General features: G+C 59.7%; 20 protein-coding genes. 9 read left to right on the top strand and 11 right to left on the bottom strand.

Annotation, left to right across the window (positions count from 1 at the left end):
- The first annotated feature begins 523 nt into the window (after window positions 1–523).
- Window positions 524–1,588, top strand: a complete 1,065-nt coding sequence (locus tag QRN20_RS01365) for a Rieske 2Fe-2S domain-containing protein (protein WP_058432944.1) — start codon at window positions 524–526, stop codon at window positions 1,586–1,588.
- A gap of 14 nt (window positions 1,589–1,602) precedes the next feature.
- Window positions 1,603–2,553, top strand: coding sequence for a PDR/VanB family oxidoreductase (locus QRN20_RS01360; protein WP_058432945.1), 951 nt, complete (start codon window positions 1,603–1,605; stop codon window positions 2,551–2,553).
- On the opposite strand, the gene QRN20_RS01355 is transcribed toward QRN20_RS01360, so the two are convergent.
- A complete protein-coding gene (locus QRN20_RS01355; RefSeq protein ID WP_029242589.1) occupies window positions 2,554–3,264 on the bottom strand; it encodes a GntR family transcriptional regulator in 711 nt (236 codons plus the stop codon). It abuts the gene before it with no gap.
- 87 nt (window positions 3,265–3,351) lie between these two features.
- A complete protein-coding gene (locus QRN20_RS01350; RefSeq protein ID WP_122414659.1) occupies window positions 3,352–5,295 on the bottom strand; it encodes a putative bifunctional diguanylate cyclase/phosphodiesterase in 1,944 nt (647 codons plus the stop codon).
- A gap of 346 nt (window positions 5,296–5,641) precedes the next feature.
- Here QRN20_RS01350 and QRN20_RS01345 point away from each other — a divergent pair, with 346 nt between their 5' ends.
- Window positions 5,642–6,646, top strand: coding sequence for a nucleoside hydrolase (locus tag QRN20_RS01345; protein WP_122606798.1), 1,005 nt, complete (start codon window positions 5,642–5,644; stop codon window positions 6,644–6,646).
- A gap of 123 nt (window positions 6,647–6,769) precedes the next feature.
- Window positions 6,770–8,533, top strand: coding sequence for a S8/S53 family peptidase (locus tag QRN20_RS01340; protein WP_285359926.1), 1,764 nt, complete (start codon window positions 6,770–6,772; stop codon window positions 8,531–8,533).
- 15 nt (window positions 8,534–8,548) lie between these two features.
- Here the strand turns inward: QRN20_RS01340 and QRN20_RS01335 are convergent, their stop codons facing one another.
- Entirely contained in the window at window positions 8,549–9,232 is a 684-nt protein-coding gene (locus QRN20_RS01335) for an ATPase (protein ID WP_122499085.1), read from the bottom strand.
- 150 nt (window positions 9,233–9,382) lie between these two features.
- Window positions 9,383–10,285: a LysR family transcriptional regulator gene (locus QRN20_RS01330; RefSeq protein ID WP_122430408.1), complete on the bottom strand. Its 903-nt coding sequence runs from the start codon at window positions 10,283–10,285 to the stop codon at window positions 9,383–9,385.
- 139 nt (window positions 10,286–10,424) lie between these two features.
- Here QRN20_RS01330 and QRN20_RS01325 point away from each other — a divergent pair, with 139 nt between their 5' ends.
- On the top strand, window positions 10,425–11,768 hold the full coding sequence (locus QRN20_RS01325; protein WP_285359964.1) for an MFS transporter: 1,344 nt from the start codon (window positions 10,425–10,427) through the stop codon (window positions 11,766–11,768).
- Between the two features lie 19 nt (window positions 11,769–11,787).
- Window positions 11,788–13,062, top strand: coding sequence for a glucarate dehydratase family protein (locus QRN20_RS01320; protein WP_122606792.1), 1,275 nt, complete (start codon window positions 11,788–11,790; stop codon window positions 13,060–13,062).
- 40 nt (window positions 13,063–13,102) lie between these two features.
- On the opposite strand, the gene QRN20_RS01315 is transcribed toward QRN20_RS01320, so the two are convergent.
- The 3 genes from QRN20_RS01315 to QRN20_RS01305 all read right to left on the bottom strand — a co-directional run bounded on the left by QRN20_RS01315 (window position 13,103) and on the right by QRN20_RS01305 (window position 15,388).
- Entirely contained in the window at window positions 13,103–14,104 is a 1,002-nt protein-coding gene (locus QRN20_RS01315; protein WP_122606790.1) for an NADP-dependent oxidoreductase, read from the bottom strand.
- Window positions 14,105–14,153: 49 nt separating this feature from the next.
- Window positions 14,154–14,537 carry a hypothetical protein gene (locus tag QRN20_RS01310; protein WP_122606788.1) on the bottom strand — a complete coding sequence of 128 codons (384 nt, stop codon included), beginning with the start codon at window positions 14,535–14,537 and terminating at the stop codon, window positions 14,154–14,156.
- 62 nt (window positions 14,538–14,599) lie between these two features.
- The gene (locus tag QRN20_RS01305) at window positions 14,600–15,388 is read right to left on the bottom strand and encodes an SDR family NAD(P)-dependent oxidoreductase (RefSeq protein WP_122428259.1); all 789 of its coding nucleotides are present in this window, start codon (window positions 15,386–15,388) and stop codon (window positions 14,600–14,602) included.
- A gap of 165 nt (window positions 15,389–15,553) precedes the next feature.
- On the opposite strand from QRN20_RS01305, the gene QRN20_RS01300 reads away from it, so the two are divergent.
- Complete coding sequence (locus QRN20_RS01300) at window positions 15,554–16,126, top strand: TetR/AcrR family transcriptional regulator (protein ID WP_122428257.1); 573 nt, start codon at window positions 15,554–15,556, stop codon at window positions 16,124–16,126.
- 65 nt (window positions 16,127–16,191) lie between these two features.
- Here the strand turns inward: QRN20_RS01300 and QRN20_RS01295 are convergent, their stop codons facing one another.
- The 3 genes from QRN20_RS01295 to QRN20_RS01285 all read right to left on the bottom strand — a co-directional run bounded on the left by QRN20_RS01295 (window position 16,192) and on the right by QRN20_RS01285 (window position 18,908).
- On the bottom strand, window positions 16,192–17,166 hold the full coding sequence (locus QRN20_RS01295; RefSeq protein WP_285359925.1) for a 5-oxoprolinase subunit C family protein: 975 nt from the start codon (window positions 17,164–17,166) through the stop codon (window positions 16,192–16,194).
- On the bottom strand, window positions 17,163–18,035 hold the full coding sequence (locus tag QRN20_RS01290; RefSeq protein ID WP_122501692.1) for a 5-oxoprolinase subunit B family protein: 873 nt from the start codon (window positions 18,033–18,035) through the stop codon (window positions 17,163–17,165). Before QRN20_RS01290 ends, QRN20_RS01295 begins: the two co-directional genes overlap by 4 nt.
- A 114-nt stretch (window positions 18,036–18,149) precedes the next feature.
- Window positions 18,150–18,908, bottom strand: a complete 759-nt coding sequence (locus tag QRN20_RS01285; protein WP_004882364.1) for a 5-oxoprolinase subunit PxpA — start codon at window positions 18,906–18,908, stop codon at window positions 18,150–18,152.
- A 129-nt stretch (window positions 18,909–19,037) separates the two neighbouring features.
- Here QRN20_RS01285 and QRN20_RS01280 point away from each other — a divergent pair, with 129 nt between their 5' ends.
- A complete protein-coding gene (locus tag QRN20_RS01280; protein WP_122428253.1) occupies window positions 19,038–19,955 on the top strand; it encodes a LysR family transcriptional regulator in 918 nt (305 codons plus the stop codon).
- On the opposite strand, the gene QRN20_RS01275 is transcribed toward QRN20_RS01280, so the two are convergent.
- A complete protein-coding gene (locus QRN20_RS01275) occupies window positions 19,952–20,869 on the bottom strand; it encodes a LysR family transcriptional regulator (protein WP_122501691.1) in 918 nt (305 codons plus the stop codon). The genes QRN20_RS01280 and QRN20_RS01275 overlap by 4 nt on opposite strands.
- A 142-nt stretch (window positions 20,870–21,011) precedes the next feature.
- Here QRN20_RS01275 and QRN20_RS01270 point away from each other — a divergent pair, with 142 nt between their 5' ends.
- On the top strand, window positions 21,012–21,419 hold the full coding sequence (locus QRN20_RS01270) for a RidA family protein (RefSeq protein WP_029242573.1): 408 nt from the start codon (window positions 21,012–21,014) through the stop codon (window positions 21,417–21,419).
- Window positions 21,420–21,429: the final 10 nt, after the last annotated feature.

Raw genomic sequence — 21,429 nt, 5'->3', positions numbered from 1 at the left:
GCGCCCTGGGCGGCGTTACCACGCTGGAGCATGGTAACGATCAGGGGGATCTCAAGCGCACTGATCAGATCCACGCACCGCGTCGCACTCGAGAGCGGACGCGGAGCGTCCTGAGAGGCGTTACCACGCTGGAGCGTGGGAACGATCAGGGTGATCTCAAGCGCACTGATCACACCCACGCACCGCGTCGCACTCGAGAGCGGACGCGGAGCGTCCTGGGTGAACGATCACCATAAGTCTGCTCGACACCGATCGTGCCCACGCTCCGCGTGGACATGCAGCCCGGGACGCTCCGCGTCCCATTGGGTCTGATCACACAACTTTTATGCCCGGGCCAGATCACATAGCCCTCTGGAAGGGCTCTTTTCCATGTCATTCGCAAACCCTAATGGATCCACTAAATAATAGTTAACAAATTTAATCATTTTATTTTCCCTCTCCTTGTGGCATTAATAGCTCAAGCCACATTTCTGGCTGAACCTGATGGATCCATAACAACAAAACCGAACCGTGGAGAACCCTCATGCATCCGAAAAATACGTGGTACGTGGCCTGTGCAGCGGATGAAGTCACTGACAAGCCGCTCGGCAGGCAAATCTGCAATGAGAAGATGGTGTTCTACCGCGATCAGGATCAGCAGATCGTGGCCCTCGAGGACTTCTGTCCGCATCGCGGTGCCCCGCTCTCTCTGGGATTCGTCGAGAACGGGCAACTGGTCTGCGGTTACCACGGTCTGGTGATGGGTGGCGATGGCCAGACGGTCGCCATGCCCGGTCAGCGTGTCAGGGGCTTTCCCTGCAACAAGACCTTTGCCGCCATCGAGCGTTACGGATTCATCTGGGTCTGGCCGGGGGAGCGGGACAAGGCCGATGCCGCCCTGATTCCTCATCTGGAGTGGGCTGTGAGTGATCAATGGGCGTATGGCGGAGGGCTGTTTCACATTCAGTGCGATTACCGCCTGATGATCGACAACCTGATGGACCTCACTCACGAAACCTACGTCCATGCCTCCAGCATCGGCCAGAAGGAAATCGACGAGGCGCCGCCGGTGACCACCGTCGAAGGCGAAGAAGTTGTAACGGCCCGGCACATGGAAAACATCATGCCGCCGCCGTTCTGGCAGATGGCGCTGCGTGGCAACAACCTGGCCGACGACGTGCCGGTGGACCGCTGGCAGATCTGCCGTTTCACACCGCCCAGCCACGTTCATATTGAGGTGGGTGTCGCCCATGCCGGAAAAGGTGGCTACAACGCCCCTCGCGAATTCAAGGCCTCAAGCATCGTCGTAGACTTCATCACCCCGGAAACCGACACGTCCATCTGGTACTTCTGGGGCATGGCGCGCAACTTCAATCCGCAGGACGAAGCCCTGACGGCAAGCATTCGCGAAGGCCAGGGCAAGATCTTCACCGAGGATCTGGAAATGCTCGAGCGCCAGCAACAGAACCTGCTCCAGCATCCGCACCGCAAGCTGCTCAAGCTCAACATCGATGCGGGCGGCGTGCAGTCCCGCAAGATTATCGAGCGACTGATCGCCAGCGAACAGGCCGCCAGCGGCGACCAGATTCCTGCGGCTAACCTGAATTGAACCCGAGGTGCGACATGATCGACGTGACTGTGTTATCGCGCACGGACGAAGCGCTGGACATCTGCAGCTATGAACTGGTGCGAACCGACGGCGGACTGCTGCCGCCCTTCACTGCCGGTTCGCACATCGACGTGCACCTGCCGGACGGCCTGATTCGCCAGTACTCTTTATGCAACCCGCCCACAGAGCGCCATCGCTACCTGATTGGCGTGCTCAACGATCCGGCTTCACGGGGCGGCTCGCGCGCCCTGCACCAGCAGATTCATCCGGGCACTCACCTGAGCATCAGCGAACCGCGAAACCTGTTTCCGCTCGCCGAGCGAGCAAGCCGTACCCTGCTGTTCGGGGGTGGTATTGGGATCACGCCCATCCTGTGTATGGCCGAGCATCTGGCGCAAAACGACCAGCCCTTTGAATTGCACTACTGCGCCCGCTCGGTAGACCGCGCAGCATTCGTGGAACGCCTGAAACAGTCCGCATTCGCCGAAAAGGTCAGCCTGCACTTCGATGATCGCCCGGAAACCCGGCTGGACGCGCTGACAGTGCTGGCCGACCCCGATGCCGATGCGCAGGTGTACGTCTGCGGCCCCAGCGGATTCATGCAGCATATTCTCGACACGGCTCACGCCCAGGGCTGGCCGGAGCATCAGCTGCATCGCGAATACTTCAGCGCAGCGCCCGTGGACACCAGCAACGACGGCAGCTTCTCGGTGGAAATCGTCAGCACCGGCCAAGTGCTCAGCGTGCCGGCCAACAAGACCGTCGCTCAGGTGCTGGAAAGCAATGGCATCGACATTCCCCTGTCCTGCGAACAGGGTGTGTGCGGCACCTGTCTGACTCGAGTGCTCAAAGGCATTCCCGATCATCGGGACCTGTTTCTGACCGAGGCCGAACAGGCGCTCAATGATCAGTTCACCCCGTGCTGCTCTCGCTCGAAAACACCGCTGCTGGTACTCGACATCTAACTATTCGGAGCGCTGGATCACCTTCATGCGCTCATGAACGCCAGCGCCGAATACCTCGGCATAACGCAAGGTCGCGTTGGCGTGCTCACGCATGATCGCTTCGGCACGTGCACTCTGGCCATTGATTAACGCATCCACCACTGCGTGGTGCTGCATGTGCGCGAAGTTGAAGCGCCGGAACTCACGCACCAGGTCATTGCGATCCACGGCAAGCGCGGTGACCGAGGCGAACGGCAAGTGATCATTACGCGCCAGCGCATCGGCAATCGCCGGGTTGCCACTGCCTTCGACGATCACCCGGTGCAGACGCATGTTCAGGTCGTGATAGACCTCAAGGTCATCCTCGGTGACAAAGCCCTTGGCGAACAGCGCATCGCCTTGCACCAGGCAGGTTTCCAGTTCGTCCCGGGCCTCCTGACTGACGCCGATTTCAGCCATCTGCCGCGCGGCCAGACCTTCAAGCACGCCGCGAACTTCAACCGCTCCGGCGATTTCATGCGGGCTGATCGAACGCACCTGAAAACCGCGCCCCCCGAAAGGCACCAGCAGCCCTTCCTGCTCCAGCGTGCGAAAGGCCATGCGCACCGGCATACGCGACACACCGAATCGCTCGGCGGTGGGCACTTCCATCAAACGCTCTCCGGCCGCCAGCTCGCCTGATGCGATCATCTTGCGCAGTGATACAAGAACGGTCTGGCCGGGTTTGCTCATGAACGGGGTTCCGGGGAATGGAGGCATGCATCATAACAGGCCCCACGCCGAGCGCTCATCAAGCTCCCCGCGCTGCTTAAGGCACAGTCACCCGAAGCCGCGTTCGTCATTCGGCGTGTCGAGCCACTTCAGCGTTTCTTCAAAGCTGATCGGCGGGCTGTAGAAGTAGCCCTGAACCAGCGTGCAGCCCAGGGTTTCAAGAGCGCTGAGTTCTTCCTGCGTCTCTACGCCCTCAATCACGCAACCGAGCGACATGTCCATGCTCAAGGCCACCAGCGACTTGACGATCTTGTAGCTGGCCGGATTGTCGTGAACGCCTGTTACGAAGCTTCGGTCGATCTTGAGTTTGGTCAGCGCCAGTGCGTGCAACTGGCTCAGGCTCGAATACCCCGTACCGAAGTCGTCCAGCGAAATCCCGCATCCCAGTTGCCGGAACTGGTTGACCGCCTGTTGCACTTGGGCGATGTCTTTCATGACGGCCGTCTCGGTGATTTCAAGATCCAGTCGCGATGGTTCAAAACCGCTGTTTTCGATGATCTCCACGATCAGATTGACGCTCTCGCACGTGGCAAAATCATGCGCCGACAGGTTGAACGACAATCTGATGGGCGCAGGCCATGACAGCGCCTTCTGCAGGGCATGTGTCAGCAATGGCGCAGTCAGTTTGTTGATCATGCCGATGCGCTCGGCGATGGGAATGAAGCGCGCAGGCGACACCGCGCCCAGTTCTGGACTGTTCCAGCGGGCAAGCGCTTCGAATGCAACCGTTTCCCGGCTCCGGCTGTTCATGATGGGCTGGAACAGCACGTAGAACTCGGTCTCAAGGCTAGCCCGGCGCAGCGCCTGCTCAGTGACACCATCGGCGTGCAGCTGTTGACGATGACTGGCAGAAAACAGGCAGGTCGAACCGGGATTGTGATGCTTTCCCTGATAGAGCGCGTAGTCCGCGTATTCGAACAACTGGGTGGCGTTGTCGGCCGTCGTCGGGTAGGTCGCAATGCCAAAGGTGGCGCCGATCTGGATCGGCATTTCCAACAGTTCGAACTGCTCATGCATCTGATCGCACAGGCGTTTGCCCAAGGCCAGCAAGGCTTCTCGACTGATGTCGCCTTTGATGACCAGGGCGAATTCATCGCCACCCAGCCGCGACACGTGCACCGTATCGCTCGCCACCTGCCTCAGGCGATCAGCGACCATGACCAGCAATTGGTCGCCCGTACGATGACCGTAAAGGTCATTGACCGGTTTGAAACCATCCAGATCCAGTATGCCGACTGCAAGCCCCGCGCCCTTCTCCAGCGCCTCGGTCATGGCCAGATCCAGGGTCTGGAAAAACTGACGCCGGTTGGGTAATCCAGTCAGGCTGTCCTGGTTGGCCAGCAGCAGGTTTTCATTACTCAGTCGCTCGGTCTGCACCTGTACCGTCACCAGGCGAGTGAAGTCGCGGTATTGATAACGAAGAATGATCAGCATGCCGATCGACACCAGCACGATGTTTACTGCCGTGGCGATGAAGATCGTGTTATGGGTCGAGGCGAAGAACACCACGAAGGCCGCGTTCACAATCACCGCCGTCGTCAGCGCGGCAGGCTGCAGGTGCATCATGCAGAAGATGCACACAATCACTGTGATGCCCATGAAAAAGGCCACATGGGCCTGAGCGTAGGCGCCGCCATAGGGGTACAGCGCCAGCGACCAACCCGCAAATGCAGCGGCAATGATTCCCGCCAGGCCATTGGTGCTGCGCAAGGTGGCGAGGATCATCGCTTCGGATGGCAGCCGATTGACCGTGCGCAACCACATACGGGCGCGAATGCCGCACACCAGTGTCAGCAATCCCGGTACCAGCAGGGTCAGCCACATCGGCGCGGACCGATGCGTGAACGCGAGCGCCCAAGTGTTGACCAGCAACACGAAGTACATCAACGGCAGTTGACGGGACAACGCTATGTATTGCGCCTGAAGCAGCCGGGGTTGATCGGTGGGCACTGATATCAGGGTACGCAGCGTACCCAACAGGTTTTTCAGCATCGCAAGGCTTCTCTGTTACCACAGTCAAAGCGCACGTGGCTTGCTGTATTTCATGCGGGCCGGGCAACGTGCGGCTCGCTTGTCATGCTCTCGGCCAGGCGAACTCTTTCTTTAACACAAAATACGACTTTCAAGCGGATTTCCAGTTGAATAGTTTCCAACTTTACCGGTCTGCGCCGACTCGACGCAGACCGGTAGCTGTTGTATATATCAGGGCGATTTAAAATCCCCGCGAATTGAACCAAAACGTAGAAAAGAACTCACCACACACGCTTTTTAGCAAGCGCGCTTGTTTTCAGTCACTAAGTGCCACGCCCGGCCCTTTACGAATACACGGAGAAGTAAGATGAACAGGAAAGTTATTATCGACACGGATATGGGCTGGGACGATGTGCTGTCCATTGCGTATCTGATGAAACGCCCGGATATCGACATCGTCGGCATTACGGTCACCGGCTGTGGCGAAACGGATCTGGGCTGGGGCGTGATCATCGCCCGGCATTTGCTGGGGATCGGCAACCGGCTTGATACCGTCGTTGCCCGTGGCACGGATACACCACTGGAGCATGACTACCGCTTCCCCCAGGACTTCAAGAACGACATGAACGATGTCATGGGGCTTTTGGGGACATTGAACCCTGCACAACTTCCTGCGCTCTCGGATACGCCCGCCTGGACGTTTCTGTTTGAAACAATCAACAACAGCACTGTCCCCATCACCCTTCTTTCGCTGGGCGGTTTTACCAACATTGCAAAGATGTTGTCTTTGAGCACACACCCGAGCGACTTTGCCAACCTCGACAACATTTATGCAATGGCGGGTGCCGTTTATGTCGACGGTAACGTCGCCGGTTTGAACAACGCACAGCCTGCCTGGGATCAGGGGCCTGCTTATAGCAGCAACTATTATGCAGAGTGGAATGTATTTGTGGATGCCGTGGCGGCCGACAGCGTATTCGGCTCGACGCTGCCCCTGACGCTGGTGCCGCTGGACGCGTGCAATCAGGTGATACTCGACCCGACCTACTCGACGCGGATCACCGCGACCGATCCTGTGGCGACCCTGGTGCGCAAGGTGCTTGAGGTCAAGTCCGGCACTCATGCCGAAGGCAACCTGCCAGTCCCTATTTTCGACCCGTTGGCGACGCTACTGATGGCGGGTGGTATTAGCGCCACCAAAACCAATGCCGAGTACCTAGAGGTCAACACCATCAGTTCCGAACACGACAACCACTGCGGACAGGTTGTCGTCAAGAAAGACGGCTCAAGGCCCGTCTCGTTCGTGACTGGCGTGTCACAAACCGCTTTCGCCAACAATTTCGCGCAAGTGATCAACTGCCCGCTGAACTGACAGCATTGCCGTGCCCAGGCATTCCGCGCGGGCACGGCAACACAGATGGCTCCTGGCAGCCCTGAACCATGTACGACGCCCGGCAGTCAGAAGGCTACTTCACGCCCTGCCCAGGACATCCGCATGTTCAGCCGTACCCTGCTTGTCGCTGCCACCCTGACCTGCTCATCACTCGCGTCCGCCAACGACACACTGCGCATCGAGCGCCTGCAACGCAGTGACGACCTGCTCGACCGCCAACAGCAGACGTTCTGCCTCAGTGCAGAAGGCATGGGCTCAGCCCCGATAGAAATCAAGCTGAGCGGCAAAACCCTTCCAGACGCAGCCATCCAGCGTGACGGCGATCGCCTGCGGGTGCAGTTGAAATACGCCGACTGGCAGAGCGGCCCGCTGTGGCTGCAGCAGGACGGCAACAGCAGCAATGCGGTCTGGCTGAGCATGGCAGGCAGTCACGTACTGGCCGCTACGCCGGATGAAGTCGCGAAAAACATGGATGGGCTGACCACCTATGTAAACCTGATCAGCCTGATCATCGAAGAACGGTTCGACGGCCATGAAGAAGCGCAGAGAATTGCACAGAAGTTTGGCGCAACTGTCGTCGGCTCGATTGCACCGCTCAACACCTGGCAACTGCGCCTGCCGACAAAGAATCTGGTGGAGCGCGACGCCATGGTGCTGCGCATGGGCAGCGAGGTCAGTGTCGACGCCGTCGTCATAGAAGAGTCCCAGGCCGAGGCCGCAGAAGGTGAAGCACCGCCTTCGGACGACAAGCAGGAAAAACCGACGCGCGAACAATGGACGGCCAACCGCTTCATGGACGCCGTGAATTACTACCAGCGCCGGATTCCGGGCAAGGTATCGCCCATCAAGCCTGTACCGATTCGCGTCGGCATCATCGAGCGCAACGTGGATTTCGACACGCCGGACTTTGCCGATTACCGAGGCGACTGCCACAGCGGCGCACCACGCACCTGCGTGTTTGCCCGAGACGCTCGCAAGCCTGACGGGCATGGGACTACAGTGACCGGCATTCTGGCGGCCAATACCGCCGAGGGTGGCAACACCGGCTTTCTCAAATCGCTGGACGGCGCGAGCCAGGGCTTCGACGTCATCGTGGAGCGCAACTCCGACGCAGGCATCACCGCCAACGTGGCGGCCTCGGTCAATCTGGTCGAAGACGGCGTCAGGGTGTTGAACTGGAGCTGGGGCATTCACCGGATCGGAGCGAAGAATATCCAGGGGGATGATGTCGATTCGCTGATCCGCTCAGGACTCGCCATGTCCGGCTATGAAGAACTGCTGGAGGAGTTCTTTCTCTGGCTGCGCGAGAAACACCCGGATGTGCTGGTGGTGAACTCGGCAGGCAACGGCTCGTCGTTCTCGAGCACCGACGAATACCGCCTGCCCTCCTCATTTATTACCGATCAGTTGCTGGTGGTCGGCGGGCATCAGCGCACCGAACGCGATGACGTGGCCGTGGATGACCCGGCCTATGTCGAGAAGCGCGAATCCTCCAATGTCGATATGCGCGTCGACATCATGGCGTCCGCCTGCACCCGCGCGTCAACGGCCAAGGCTGGCGAACAGGGTGCGGTGCACTGCGGCACGTCCTACGCCACGCCCATGGTCACGGGCATGGTGGCTGCCATGCTGTCGATCAACCCCAGGCTCACGCCCGAACAGATCCGCATGCTGCTGCGTCGCAGTGCCATGACCATCGGCAGCAACTATGACTTCGAACCGGTGGGCGCCGACGACCTGACTGCACCCATCCTGCCGTCTGAGCGGGAATTCAAGCTGCATGACAAGGACGTGGGTCGCTCGGCGCGGCTCGATATGCAAAAGGCTCTGGACCTTTCGGTGCAGAGCCTTGATCGCGTGAGATGAGTGACCGGGCGGGGATCAGTTTGCAGCCACCTGATCCCGCTCAGCCTGCAGGACCAGCGCCTTGAGCGAGGCGTCGAACTGTTTCAGGGCAGTGACCTGCAGTTCGCGTTGCTGGTCGATCTGCGCGGCGATTTCAGGAGCGGCCTTGCCCTTGACCCAGACTGAAGGCATTGCCTGGCCGGTTGCGCCTTCTGCCTTGCCGATGTACTGCAGGTTGGCGTCGTAGAAGCGCGCCAGATAACGGGCTTCCACCTGATTGTTGCGCTTGCTCACCAACTGGTTGTAAGTGTCGAGCATCACCACCACGTCAGGCCGCGCCTGCATCACTGCGTTCAGGTTGTCGTAGACGGTCACCGAGGCGAATTCTTTCTTCAGCGAGCCGGTGAGCCAGTCGATGGCCAACTTCGGGTCGGAGCTGTTGATGAAGGCGTCACGAATGCGCGAATCCAGCGCAGGGTTTCGCGCAGAGCGCTGGGCAACGGCATGATAGTTGTTCAGGTACTCGAGATTACTGACTGTGTTTTCGCTGTACAGCACGCCGACCGACTGCGAATGCTGAAGGCTGGCAGGGCTGTCCGCTACCGGCTGGAAGTGGCAAGCTTGGGCGTTATCGAGAGCAGTGGCAGCGGAAACGGACGACGTGGCCAGAGGCGCACTGATCAAGACAGCGACAAAAGTCAGCAGGTTGAAAATTTTCATCGTTCGTTTCCTTCTGTACGGAGCAAGTGGCTATGACGCCATCCTCCTCCTTTGCCGAAAAAACAGAACTTGCCTTTCTTGATGGTGACTATCGATTGAACGAATGATAGTAGACGGCCATGAACTGCGGGCGTCTTCTGCATAAATACTTCAAATATTCATATCGACTTTCACCGCTGCCCGAATGGCCTCAAGCAGCATCATGCACGCCGGATTGTCATTGTCGGTCCGCCAGACCAGATGCAGTTCGCTCTGCACGCCCTCGCCCAAGTCGATCTCGCGAAACACCACGTCTTTGAACACCACATTGGTCGCGCAGCGCGGCACCAGCGCCAGGCCCATACCGGCGTTCACCAGCGCCAGAATCGTCAGCGACGAGCCGAGCCACTGCACATAATCCGGAGCAACACGGGCCGAACGGAACATGCCGGTCAGCAGCTCGTTGAAGGGCGGATAGGCCGAGTGTGAGTACATGAGGAATGGGGCGCCGTCCAAATCTTCAACCGCGACCGTCGAAGCCCGAGCCAGCGGGTGGTTGCCCGGCACCGCGAGCACGAATGGCTCGCGCACCAGACACTCGGTCTCGTAGCCTGGCTGAAACAACGGAGCCCGCACGATGCCCAGATCAATGCGCCGCGCCCTGAGCGCTTCGTGCTGCTGGTAGGTATTCATTTCGGTGAGGGATATCTTGACCTGAGGCTGGTTGAGCCGCGCCTCGGCGATCACCTTGGGCAGGAACTCGTACACCGCGCTGCCAACGAAACTGATCGTCACCGAGCCAATATCGCCTTCGGCGAAGCGCCGGGCCGAAATGGCCGCCTGCTGCGCGCGCTCCAGCAGTGTCTGCGCTTCGATGAAAAATGCACGCCCCGCAGCGGTCAACGCCACGCTGCGGGTGCTGCGCGTGAACAAATCCACGCCCAGATTGTGCTCAAGCAACTGGATCTGTCGGCTCAGCGGCGGCTGAGTCATGTTCAGGCGCTCGGCCGCTCTTCGAAAATTCAATTCCGTGGCGACGGTGGTGAAACAGCGCAGTTGGGCCAGCTCGAACATTGATTCATTCCAGGTATCAATCAAATCAATATCTAGATTAGACGGGAATAATCCCAGCGTCCATGATCGGCTCATCCCCAAAAAAACAATGAATGGGAGTTGCCTCTTGAATACCGTCCCTCACGCTTCGGACCCTACGGTGCTTGCCCGTGCGGCCAGCAAGGTGAAACGCCACGTGCTGCCGTTGTTCGTGGTGATGTTCATCGTCAATTACATCGACCGCGTCAACATCGGCTTTGTGCGCAGCCACCTGGAAACCGATCTAGGCATCGGCGCAGCCGCCTATGGGTTAGGCGCCGGTCTGTTCTTTGTAGGCTATGCGCTGTTTGAAGTGCCTTCCAACATGCTGCTGCAACGCTACGGCGCACGCGCCTGGCTGACCCGCATCATGTTCACCTGGGGTGCGGCCGCCATGGCCATGGCCTTCGTTCAGGGCGAAACCAGCTTCTACGTGCTGCGTTTCGTGCTTGGTGCCGCCGAGGCGGGTTTCTTTCCCGGGATCATCTATTACTTCACCCAATGGCTGCCTGCCAGTGACCGTGGCAAGGCCATGGCGTTGTTTCTGAGCGGTTCGGCCATCGCCTCGGTGATTTCCGGGCCGCTGTCCGGAGCGTTGCTAGGCATCAGCGGCCTGAGCCTGCATGGCTGGCAGTGGATGTTTCTGATCGAAGGTTTCGCCTCGATTGTGCTGTGCGGGTTCGTCTGGTTCTGGCTGCAGTCGCACCCTCATGAAGCCAAATGGCTGACCGAGGAAGAAAAGACCACGCTGGTCAACGCCATCGCCGAGGAGCAGCGCGCTCGGGAAGCCACGCAAACCGTCCGCCCTTCAGTGTTCAAGCTGCTGGCGGATCGGCAGATCATGCTGTTCTGCTTCATCTACTTCTCTGTCGCCCTGACCATCTACGGCGCCACGTTCTGGCTGCCGAGCATGATTCGCAAGATGGGCAGCCTGAGCGACTTCGAGGTCGGGCTGTTCAACTCGGTGCCGTGGCTCATATCGATTGTCGCCATGTACGGTTTCGCTGCTCTGGCTGCGCGCTTCAAGCATCAGCAGGCGTGGGTCGCCGTGACGCTGGTGATCGCTGCGTTCGGCATGTTCATGTCCACCACCGGCGGGCCGGTCTTTGCGTTCGTCGCCATCTGCTTTGCCGCGATTGGCTTCAAGGCTGCGTCGGCGCTGTTCTGGCCGATTCCACAGGGTTATCTGGATGCCCGTATCGCCGCCGCAGTCATTGCACTGATCAACTCCATCGGCAACCTGGGCGGCTTCGTTGCACCCACTGCGTTCGGCTTTCTGGAGCAGACTACCGGTTCCATTCAAGGCGGTCTGTACGGGCTTGCGGCCACCTCGCTGCTGGCGGCCATCGTGATCTTCTTTGCCCGCACCACCCCGCGAGGTGATGCGCGCCGCCCGTCCAGGGCTGAGCCGGCGACCTCGCATGCGACCGCCCCGCTCGGCACCCACACAAGCATCAAACCCTGATCAACCGGGAGACAGTCCTTTGAAAATCATTCGTGTCACCGTCACTCCCATCGCCTTTCGCGATCCACCTCTGCTCAATGCCAGCGGCATACACGAACCCTTTGCCCTGCGCTCAATCATCGAAATCGAAAGCGACAATGGTTACATCGGTCTGGGTGAAAGCTATGGCGATGCCCCGGCACTGGCGATTCAGCAACAGGTGCAGAATCAGTTGATCGGCCTCGACCCGTTCAACCTCAGCCAGTTGCGCAGCATCGTTCAGGCCACTGTAGCGGCCCACAAACCGGCCAGTCTGGCGGGTGCTGAACTGGCGCCCGGCTCCCACGCCAGCAAAGCCGTGAGCAACGCCTATTCAGCGTTCGAAGTGGCGTTTCTTGACCTGCAGGCGCGTTCGATCAATGTACCGCTGGTGGATCTGCTCGGTGGCGCGGTTCGTGACCAGGTGCCGTTCAGTGCGTACCTGTTCTTCAAGTATGCGCAGCACGCCGATTCGCCTTACGCACCGGACAGCTGGGGCGAAGCGCTGAGCGAGGAACAGATCGTCGCTCAGGCGCGGCGCATGATCGAGGCTTACGGTTTCAAGAGCATCAAGCTCAAGGCGGGCGCGCTGGACCCGGAGCACGAAGTGTCCTGCATCAAGGCCCTGAAGAAAGCCTTCCCCGGCTATCCGTTGCGCATCGACCCCAACGGCAACTGGTCGCTGGAAACCTCGATCCGCATGGCCGAACTGCTGGGCGACGACCTGCAGTACTACGAAGACCCGACGCCGGGTCTGGACGGCATGTCCGATTTGCACGAACGCACCGGCCTGCCGCTGGCGACCAACATGGTGGTCACCGACTTCGACGAGTTCCGCCGCAGCGTTGCGTTGAACAGCGTGCAGATCGTGCTGGCCGACCATCACTACTGGGGCGGACTGCGCGACACCCAGGCACTGGCAAAGATGTGCGACACGTTCGGGCTGGGTGTATCGATGCACTCCAACTCGCATCTGGGCATCAGCCTCATGGCCATGACCCATGTCGCTGCGTCCGTGTCTAACCTCGACTACGCCTGCGACACGCATTACCCATGGCAGGAGCCGGACGAGGAAGTCATCAAGGGCGGCAAGTTGCCCATCGTCGACGGTTGCGTAAAACTCACTCGCGAACCGGGTCTGGGGCTGGAACTGGATTATGACCAGCTCGGCAAGCTCAACGACCAGTACCTGAGTTGCGGCATCCGCCAGCGCGATGACGTGAAGCAGATGCAGAAATACAAACCGGAATGGAAGGCTGTGAAGCCGCGCTATTGAGAGACAGGCAAGTCTGAAGGCCCCGTGCTCCGGGGCCTGATCACCTGAGCTGCACCACGACCTTGCCCTTGGCCCTTCCCTGCTCGACATACGCCAGCGCCTCGGCGGTCTGCTGGAAAGCAAAGGTACGGTCCAGAATCGGCTTGATGATCCCTGCTTCGATCAGTCGGGTGATTTCCTTGAGTTGGGCGCCATTGGCGCGCATGAACACGAAACTGTAGGCAACACCGTGTTTACGGGCCTTTCTGCGGATGCCATAACTCAATAGGCGCATCACCTGCTTCAACACCCCGTTCAGTTTCTGTTCTTCAGCAAATTGCGGTGTGGGCGGACCGGAAATGGAGATCAGATGACCGTCCGGCTTGAGCACCTTGAGCGATTTTTCCAGTTCGTCGGTGCCCAGGCTGTTCAGCACCACGTCATAGCCCTGCAAAAGGCTTTCAAATCTCTGAGTCTTGTAGTCGATCACCACGTCGGCGCCCAGCGCCTTGACCCACTCGACATTGGCAGTACTGGTCGTGGTCGCAACGAAGGCGCCCAGGTGTTTCGCGAGCTGGATGGCAATGGTGCCGACGCCACCAGAACCCGCGTGTATCAATACCCGCTGGCCTGGCTGCAGCCTTGCGGTTTCCACCAGCACTTGCCAGGCGGTCAGCGCCACCAACGGAACGGATGCCGCCTGCACCATGGTGAGGTGCGCAGGTTTGAGCGCGATGGAATCTTCGCGCAGGCAGATCAACTCCGCAAAACTGCCCATGCGTTCCTCCTCGGGCCGCGCATACACCTCATCGCCAGGCTTGAAACCTTTGACGTCTGGCCCGACGGCCACCACGATGCCCGCCACATCGTTGCCCAGCACCAAGGGCAGTTTGTAAGGCAGGATCGGTTTGAATTCGCCGTTGCGGATCTTGACGTCCAGCATGTTCACGCCGGCCGCATGAACCTGGACCAATACGTCTTTTGGTCCGATGACAGGATCAGGCCTCTCGCCAATCCGACCGACTTCCTTCTTTCCATACCGGTCGATGATGAATGCTTTCATGGGTGTTCAATTCTCTTTGAATACAAATGGCTCGGCTGCTTACAGGGCGTCATTGCGCGAGGTGTCTTTCACGACGCTGGACGAACAGAAAGGCCATCGAAAACAGCACTTCGATCGCCACCGCCGCCAGAATTCCCGGATTCGCATGCCCTGATAGCAGTTCGAATACGCCCAGTGCGGCGAGGGTCAGACAGGCCGTGACAAAGCCTGCGACCAACGCCGAACGTGCCACCGAAGGCGCAGCGTTTCTGGCCAGAAAGAGCATCACGCCCAAGCCCAGATACAAAGCGGCTGCACGACGGCTCACCAGGCCGGCCTCGCTGGAAAAACCGACTCCCCAATTCGCCAGCATCTGCGCAGGCACAAACATCCAGGCAACTGCGAGCGCCCAGAACACAATGGCGCTGATCGCCGCGAGATGACGAAACTTCATGGTTGTTTACTCATGTGTTGATGACTGACAAATCGAATGCACGGTCTTCCCGGCGCAAGGCATCAGGAAGCGGTCTGATAACGCTGCGCGACCTCGGCCTGACGGATTTCGCCGAGCAGACCCTGACGCGCAGCCTGCAGTGCATCCCAGCGGGCATCGTCACGCAGCGGCGGGATGGTGATCGGTTCACGGCGGTCGAAACCGACCAGCGCCGCATCCACCAGGTCGTGCACTTCCATGATGTCCGGCAGGGTGTTGATGTCGATACCTGCGCGCTCCCAGATCTCGGTGCGGGTGGCGGCAGGCAGTACGGCCTGCACATAGATCCCCTTGTCCGCCAGTTCCAGGCTCATGCCTTGGGACAGGAACACAACGAACGCCTTGGTCGCGCCATAGATCGACATGCCGAACTCCGGCGCAAGGCCGACCACGGAGGCGATGTTGACGATGGCGCCCTCACCCGCCTGCACCAGCCGTGGCGCAATGGCGCTGGCCAGCCGGGTCAGCGCCGTGATGTTGAGGGTGACCAGTTGATCGATGCTGGCGGACGTCTGATCCAGAAAACCACCGCTTTGGGCAACACCAGCGTTATTGATGAGCACACCGATGCGGGCGTCATCGCGCAGACGTGTTTCGACGGCGGCCACGTCATCGTTGCGGGTCAGGTCAGCCTGCAACACATCGACGGCGACGCCGTGCTCTTCACGCAGACGGGCCGCGAGAATGTCCATGCGCGCCTTGTCACGGGCGACCAGCACCAGATCGTGACCGCGGCCTGCGAAACGATCGGCGTACACAGCGCCGATGCCGGTGGATGCGCCAGTGATGAGAACAGAAGGAAGTGCGGTCATGGGAGTGCTCTCTTGCAGAAAGAATCATTGAGGTGCCCAAGCGATGATCGCCTGGACTTGCCACAATGATGATGATCGGCATCTTATCCGTCAACAACTTTAATGACGGTTAACATCAATGCTATAGTGCGGGCATATTGGATCGCATACACACAGAGGCATCTCATGAGGGTCACCAAAGCGCAGGCGCAAGCGAACCGCGCGCACATTGTCGAAACGGCATCGGTGCAGTTTCGCGAGCACGGGTATGACGGGGTGGGAGTGGCGGACCTGATGGCCGCTGCAGGCTTCACCCATGGCGGGTTCTACAAGCACTTCGGGTCAAAGTCCGACCTGATGGCTGAAGCGGCTGCCTGCAGCATGTCGAAAATCGTGGAACAGTCGGCGGACGTCAGCCCTGCCCGCTTCCTTGAGTACTACCTGAGCCGGGAGCATCGAGATGACGTTGCGACCGGCTGCACAATGGCCGCTCTCGGCGGCGATGCATCGCGCCAGTCCGACGACGTCAAAAACGCCTTCGCCAACGGCATTGAACAGTTGCTGAAAAACATGGTGCCTGATGCGGCGGCGCAGGAAGCGGACCCCAAGGCATCACGGGCAGCGCTGCTGGACATGCTGGCCCATGCGGTGGGCGCGATCATGTTGTCACGCGCCGTGCCGAACGATTCGAAACTGGCAGACGAAATACTCGAAGCCTGCCGGGCAACGATGCTCGTCCAGGCCGAAAAATTGTCTTGAGACGTTCCTGCTTCAGCTGGGCAAGGCCGGCGATACTAAACCGGCCGCCCGGAACACCCGACCCGTCAGGATTCAAATAACCGGCTCAGGCACGCCAGCTTCTTTTTGTACGACTTGCGAGCCTGCAAGGCGTCTTCAAGGGTGACGGCAACGAAACGCGCCTTCTGATTGGGCTGCATCTGCCCGATCAGGTCGAGGTCGGCGCTGATCACCGTGCCAATCATTGCGTAGCCGCCGCCGGACACCGCGTCGCGATGCAGCACGATGGGTTCCAGCCCGGCCGGCACCTGAATCGAACCGATCGGATAACAACTGTCGACAATGTTGGAGGGATCGGAGCCAGCGCCAAACGGTTGCTCGCGTGGCTGGAAGGTCAGCGCCTTGCCGCCTTTGAAGCGATAGCCGATGCGGTCTGCCTCGGAACCCACCGTCCAGGATTCGGAAAAAAAGCTGGTCGCCGCGTATTCCGTCAGGCGCTCGTAGTAAAGCCCCGGCACCAAGCGCAGATACACCTCACCGCCCAGCGACTGACGCAAGGCCATCGGCAGACTGGCTCCCGCCCGGCCTTTGCCACTGGGTACGCCGATGGGCAGTTGATCATCGGCAGCCAGACGTCGCCCTTCAAAACCGCCCAGCGCGCCCAGCGTGTAGGTCGAGCGACTGCCCAGCACCACAGGCACATCGATACCGCCTGCCACCGCCACATAAGCGCGAGCGCCGTCTTTGGGGAAGTCGAAACGCAGCACCTGTCCCGCTTTCACTGCAAAGGCGGTGTCGTGGTGCATGTCGATGCCATCCAGCCGAGGCGTCATGTGCGCGCCGCATACCGCGACCAATGCGTCGGACTGAAATTCCAGTTCAGGCCCTACCAGCGTGCATTCCAAACCCGCAGCGCCTGGGGGATTACCGACCAATTGGTTGGCAGCGCTGAGCGCGTATTGGTCGAGTGCGCCGGAAGGCGGAATGCCCAGGTGGTAATACCCTTCGCGGCCCAGATCCTGAACTGAAGTCGCCAATCCCGGTTTAAGTACCTTGATCATGCCAGCACCTCCTGCAGCGAAGCCGGATAACCGGCCGGGTCGGCGAGAAAGCTGTCGAGAGAGAACTCGACCGGACGGATGCGCAGATCGAATCGACCTGCGTCCACTTCGGCAACAGCAAGGTCGTACGCCTCACGATCGATGGGCTTGAACTGAACGATATCGCCGGGTCTGAAAAACACCATGTGCTCTTTCAGATACGCCAATTGTTGCTGAGGGTCGTAGATCGGGGCTGGCGTGACGCCGAACATCTGGTAGCCGCCTGCGCCGCGCACCGAGTAGATACAGCCAAAACATCCGCCATGACCGAGGGTCAGTTTCGGCGTATCGGTGCGCGGACGCAGGTATTTGGGAACCTGCAACTGACGCTCGCGCTCGACCATCTGAAACATGAATGGCAGCCCGGCCACGAAGCCCACCATCGACACGAACCACGGCGCGCCGCTGTGAGCGGCAATGAAGGCATCGACGTCGGCCAGATTGTTGATCCGTGCGGCATACTCCAGGTCCGTGCAGCTCGGGTCCTGATGACGGTCGCGAAAGCGCATCAGGGTCTCGTGGGTCCAGGGATCGTTATAAAGCACCGGAATCTCGATGATGCGGGTCTGCAGCGTGCGCTCTGCGACCGCACCTGCCTCTGCGGTTCTGACGGCATCGAGCAACGCATGGGGCGCAATCCGGTCCGGATCAAAGCGGATCTGGAATGAAGCATTGGCCAGACACACGTCCAGCACGCCATCGAGTTGCAGGCGCTCCACAGCACGGGTCACCGCCATGCCCTTGAAGAAGGCTTCCAGCGACATGCTTTCGCTGACCTCGGCAAACAGGTGTTCGTCGGCACCGAAACTGTAGCGAATCGGATCGTTCATGCCCGCCCTCCGCTGGATTGATAGTCGGCCATGTCTGTTCCTCTTGGATGGGTTGGAGAACGGCAGGCAAACGGTAACGGGACCCGGCATCTGTGTGCCGGTGTCCTTGCAGGTTTATCGGGGCGCTTTCACCAGAATACCGGCATTGTCCAGCGCCCTGCGTGTGGCTTCGGCCAGATCCAGCGCACCTGGCGTGTCGCTGTGCAGGCAGATGGAGTCGAACTCGATGGCCAGATCCTCTTCCTCGACGGTCTGCACCACGCCTTCCTGACAGGCACGCAGCACCCGCGCCGCCACTTTCGCCGGATCGTAAGCCTGCACGTTACGGGTAAAGACAATCGAGCCGCTGAGATCGTAAGCGCGGTCGGCGTAGAACTCACGGATGACCGGCTGCCCCAGTTCCTGCGCGACTCTGCAGATGACCGAGCCTGGCATGCAGTAAAGCAACAACGCAGGCTCTACGCGCTGCAGGTTTTCGACCAGCAAACGGGCTGCTTCCTCGTCACGGGCCAGGTGCATGTAAAGTGCGCCGTGGGGTTTGAAATGTTGCAGCGTTACGCCCTGCGCGCGAGCGATCTCTCTCAAGGCGCCCAACTGGTAGAGCATGTCGTCCACCAGTTCCTGCGCCGGAGCCTGAATATGACGACGACCGAACCCGACCAGGTCGTGAAACCCCGGATGCGCCCCGACGGCAACTCCAAGACGCTTGGCCTGCTCGACCGTACGACGCATGGTGCCGGGGTCGCCCGCATGAAAGCCGGTGGCCACATTGGCTGAACTGATGAATTTCATGAGCTCGGTGTCCACCCCATCACCGATGGTCCAGGCACCGAAGCTCTCACCCATGTCCGAATTGAAATCGACTGTCCGCATGTCGCACCCTCCTGACATGAAATTGCGATCTGACGCAGACAACGTTAGATTTCTCCTGACCCCTTGGGTAGATCTATTAACAGATAACCCTTTATCTATAAATCAGATGGCCTGCCTGAAGGAAAGACGATGTCCCTCACCCTTCGCCAGATTCGCTATTTTGTCGCCACTGCAGAGATCGGCCAGATATCCCAGGCGGCCATTCACCTGAACATCTCCCAGTCCGCGGTGACCACAGCAATCAAGGAGCTGGAGCACATTCTGGGCAGTCTGCTGTTCCAGCGTTCGGCACAGGGCATGACGCTGACTGACGCCGGAAGGCATTTTCTCAACCGTGCCTATGTGATCCTGCGCAGCGTCGACGATGCCTTGAACAGCCCGTTGCCTGACGTGCGCGCCAGCGGGCTGCTGCGCCTGGCCGCGAGTTACACCGTGATCGGCTATTTCCTGCCCCACCACCTGCAAAGGCTGGAACACTGGCATCCGGACGTATCCATTCAGGTCCATGAGCAGGAACGTCAGGCCATCGAACAAGGTTTGCTGGAGGGCTGTTTCGACATGGCGGTGGTGCTCACCGAGAACATCACTCACCCGGATATCGTTTCCGAAACGCTGTTCAATTCCGAGCGTCGCCTGTGGCTGCCCAGCCATCATCCGTTGTGCCAGCGTGATGTGGTGAGCCTCGCGGATGTGGCCAGAGAGCCATATATCCTGCTCACCGTCGACGAAGCGGAGCAGAGTGCCATGCGCTATTGGGAGATGGCCCGCCAGAAACCCAACGTGCGGGTGCGCACCAGTTCGGTCGAGGCGGTGCGCAGCATGGTTGCCAACGGCAGCGGCGTGGCCATCCTGTCGGATCTGGTGCACCGGCCCTGGTCGCTGGAAGGCAAACGCATCGAAACCATCACGGTGACCGACAAGGTCACGCCCATGAGCGTGGGCCTTGCCTGGCATCGCGAGCGGGGTTTCAGTCCGGCGATGCAGGCGTTTCGTCAGTACTTTCACGACGCTTTTCTGGCCCCGCAACAGCTGTCGGCGCGCCGTTAACGCGCATTGACCGGGGCATGCTCGGCCATCAGTTCCGCAACCCAATCGATGAACACACGCACCTTGGCGCTGACATGCCGGTTCGGCGGAAAAGCTACATACATCGGCATCGAGTCCATACGCCAGTCTTCGAACAGCGGCACCAGATCACCACTGCCAAGATGAGGCCGGACCATGTAATCGGGGAGCCAGATGACACCCATTCCTGCCAGCCCGGCAGCCAGATAGGCATTGCCGTCGTCCACCGCCAGCACATAACGACCGTGGACATGAACGCTTTCCTCACCACGATGCATGGCATAAGGCAGCGCCTTGCCGGTACGCGCCCACAGGTAGCCGACGATACGGTGATGCGAGTTCTCGAGGTCCTTCGGATGGTCCGGCGTTCCCATCCGCTGCAGATAGCCGGGCGTCGCGTAAATGCCCAGCCGCAGATCCCCGACCCGTCGTGCAATCAGCGACTGATCGGTGATCTCGCCACCGCGCAGCACACAGTCCACGTTCTCTCGAACCAGATCGATGACCCGGTCACTGGCGCCAAGGTCGATCTGGATGTCGGGATAGCGCGCGTGAAAGGCAGGCAATGCCGGCATCAGCAACAGGCTGGCGAAGGGGCTGGGTACATCCACCCGTAGTCGGCCCCGTGGCAATGCCGCGGCACTGGACAGACTGGTCTCGGCATCGTCCATGTCTGCCAGCAGCTGTATCACACGCTCGTAATACGCTGCGCCATCAGCCGTAACATTGACCTTGCGCGTGGTGCGGTTGAGCAGCTTGACCCGCAGACGGGCCTCAAGCTGCTGCACCAGTTGCGTCACACTGGTCTTGCTCATGTGCAACGTGCCGGCGGCCTTGGTGAAGCTGCCAGTCTCCACCACTCGCGCAAACGCCTGCATCGCATCGAACCGATCCATTCTCGCCCCGTGTTTATGCCTGATTGTTTGGGATTACCAAACAGTGATGACTACAGTTGCGCGTTTATCCGTCCAGCGCAAGCGCCTAAAGTCGATCCATCTTGAATGACAGGTCACTGCGACCTTTGGATGGAGAAAGCTCATGACACAGCGTGACGTGGTATTCCCGACAGGCCGCCAGGCCCTTTATGAACGCAATCGCTATTCGCCAGCAGTGCGCGCCAATGGTCTTCTGTTTGTTTCCGGTCAGGTCGGCAGTCGCGAGGACGGCTCGCCGGAACCCGATCCGGACAAGCAGGTGCAACTCGCGTTTTGCAACCTGAATGCCGTGCTGGAGGCGGCCGGATGCACATTCAGCGATGTACAGGACGTCACCTTGTTCATCGTCGATCCGGAGAAGAAATTCGAGCACATCTGGAACACAGTCGTGCCGCAGTACTGGGGGCAGGCACCCTATCCGACCGTCACCGCCGTTGGCGTGACCTGGCTTTATGGCTTTGAATTCGAGATCAAGGTGGTTGCAAAGCTGCCTGACGGCGGAGCGAACTGATCGAGTAAGC

The organism is Pseudomonas sp. fls2-241-TYG-175, from assembly GCF_030209155.1.
Lineage (GTDB): Bacteria > Pseudomonadota > Gammaproteobacteria > Pseudomonadales > Pseudomonadaceae > Aquipseudomonas > Aquipseudomonas viridiflava.
Note: the sequence above shows the minus strand (reverse complement) of the source record. Positions and strands in the feature narration are given on the sequence as shown.

What these genes read in the sequence shown, in the direction of transcription:
- QRN20_RS01295 (WP_285359925.1), bottom strand. Translation starts at nt 17,166, where the DNA reads ATGATCAAGGTACTTAAACCGGGATTGGCGACTTCAGTTCAGGATCTG.
- QRN20_RS01315 (WP_122606790.1), bottom strand. Translation starts at nt 14,104, where the DNA reads ATGAAAGCATTCATCATCGACCGGTATGGAAAGAAGGAAGTCGGTCGG.
- QRN20_RS01310 (WP_122606788.1), bottom strand. Translation starts at nt 14,537, where the DNA reads ATGAAGTTTCGTCATCTCGCGGCGATCAGCGCCATTGTGTTCTGGGCG.
- QRN20_RS01285 (WP_004882364.1), bottom strand. Translation starts at nt 18,908, where the DNA reads ATGCGGACAGTCGATTTCAATTCGGACATGGGTGAGAGCTTCGGTGCC.
- QRN20_RS01340 (WP_285359926.1), top strand. Translation starts at nt 6,770, where the DNA reads ATGTTCAGCCGTACCCTGCTTGTCGCTGCCACCCTGACCTGCTCATCA.
- QRN20_RS01280 (WP_122428253.1), top strand. Translation starts at nt 19,038, where the DNA reads ATGTCCCTCACCCTTCGCCAGATTCGCTATTTTGTCGCCACTGCAGAG.
- QRN20_RS01290 (WP_122501692.1), bottom strand. Translation starts at nt 18,035, where the DNA reads ATGAACGATCCGATTCGCTACAGTTTCGGTGCCGACGAACACCTGTTT.
- QRN20_RS01330 (WP_122430408.1), bottom strand. Translation starts at nt 10,285, where the DNA reads ATGTTCGAGCTGGCCCAACTGCGCTGTTTCACCACCGTCGCCACGGAA.
- QRN20_RS01365 (WP_058432944.1), top strand. Translation starts at nt 524, where the DNA reads ATGCATCCGAAAAATACGTGGTACGTGGCCTGTGCAGCGGATGAAGTC.
- QRN20_RS01275 (WP_122501691.1), bottom strand. Translation starts at nt 20,869, where the DNA reads ATGGATCGGTTCGATGCGATGCAGGCGTTTGCGCGAGTGGTGGAGACT.
- QRN20_RS01335 (WP_122499085.1), bottom strand. Translation starts at nt 9,232, where the DNA reads ATGAAAATTTTCAACCTGCTGACTTTTGTCGCTGTCTTGATCAGTGCG.
- QRN20_RS01355 (WP_029242589.1), bottom strand. Translation starts at nt 3,264, where the DNA reads ATGAGCAAACCCGGCCAGACCGTTCTTGTATCACTGCGCAAGATGATC.
- QRN20_RS01345 (WP_122606798.1), top strand. Translation starts at nt 5,642, where the DNA reads ATGAACAGGAAAGTTATTATCGACACGGATATGGGCTGGGACGATGTG.
- QRN20_RS01360 (WP_058432945.1), top strand. Translation starts at nt 1,603, where the DNA reads ATGATCGACGTGACTGTGTTATCGCGCACGGACGAAGCGCTGGACATC.
- QRN20_RS01350 (WP_122414659.1), bottom strand. Translation starts at nt 5,295, where the DNA reads ATGCTGAAAAACCTGTTGGGTACGCTGCGTACCCTGATATCAGTGCCC.
- QRN20_RS01305 (WP_122428259.1), bottom strand. Translation starts at nt 15,388, where the DNA reads ATGACCGCACTTCCTTCTGTTCTCATCACTGGCGCATCCACCGGCATC.
- QRN20_RS01270 (WP_029242573.1), top strand. Translation starts at nt 21,012, where the DNA reads ATGACACAGCGTGACGTGGTATTCCCGACAGGCCGCCAGGCCCTTTAT.
- QRN20_RS01300 (WP_122428257.1), top strand. Translation starts at nt 15,554, where the DNA reads ATGAGGGTCACCAAAGCGCAGGCGCAAGCGAACCGCGCGCACATTGTC.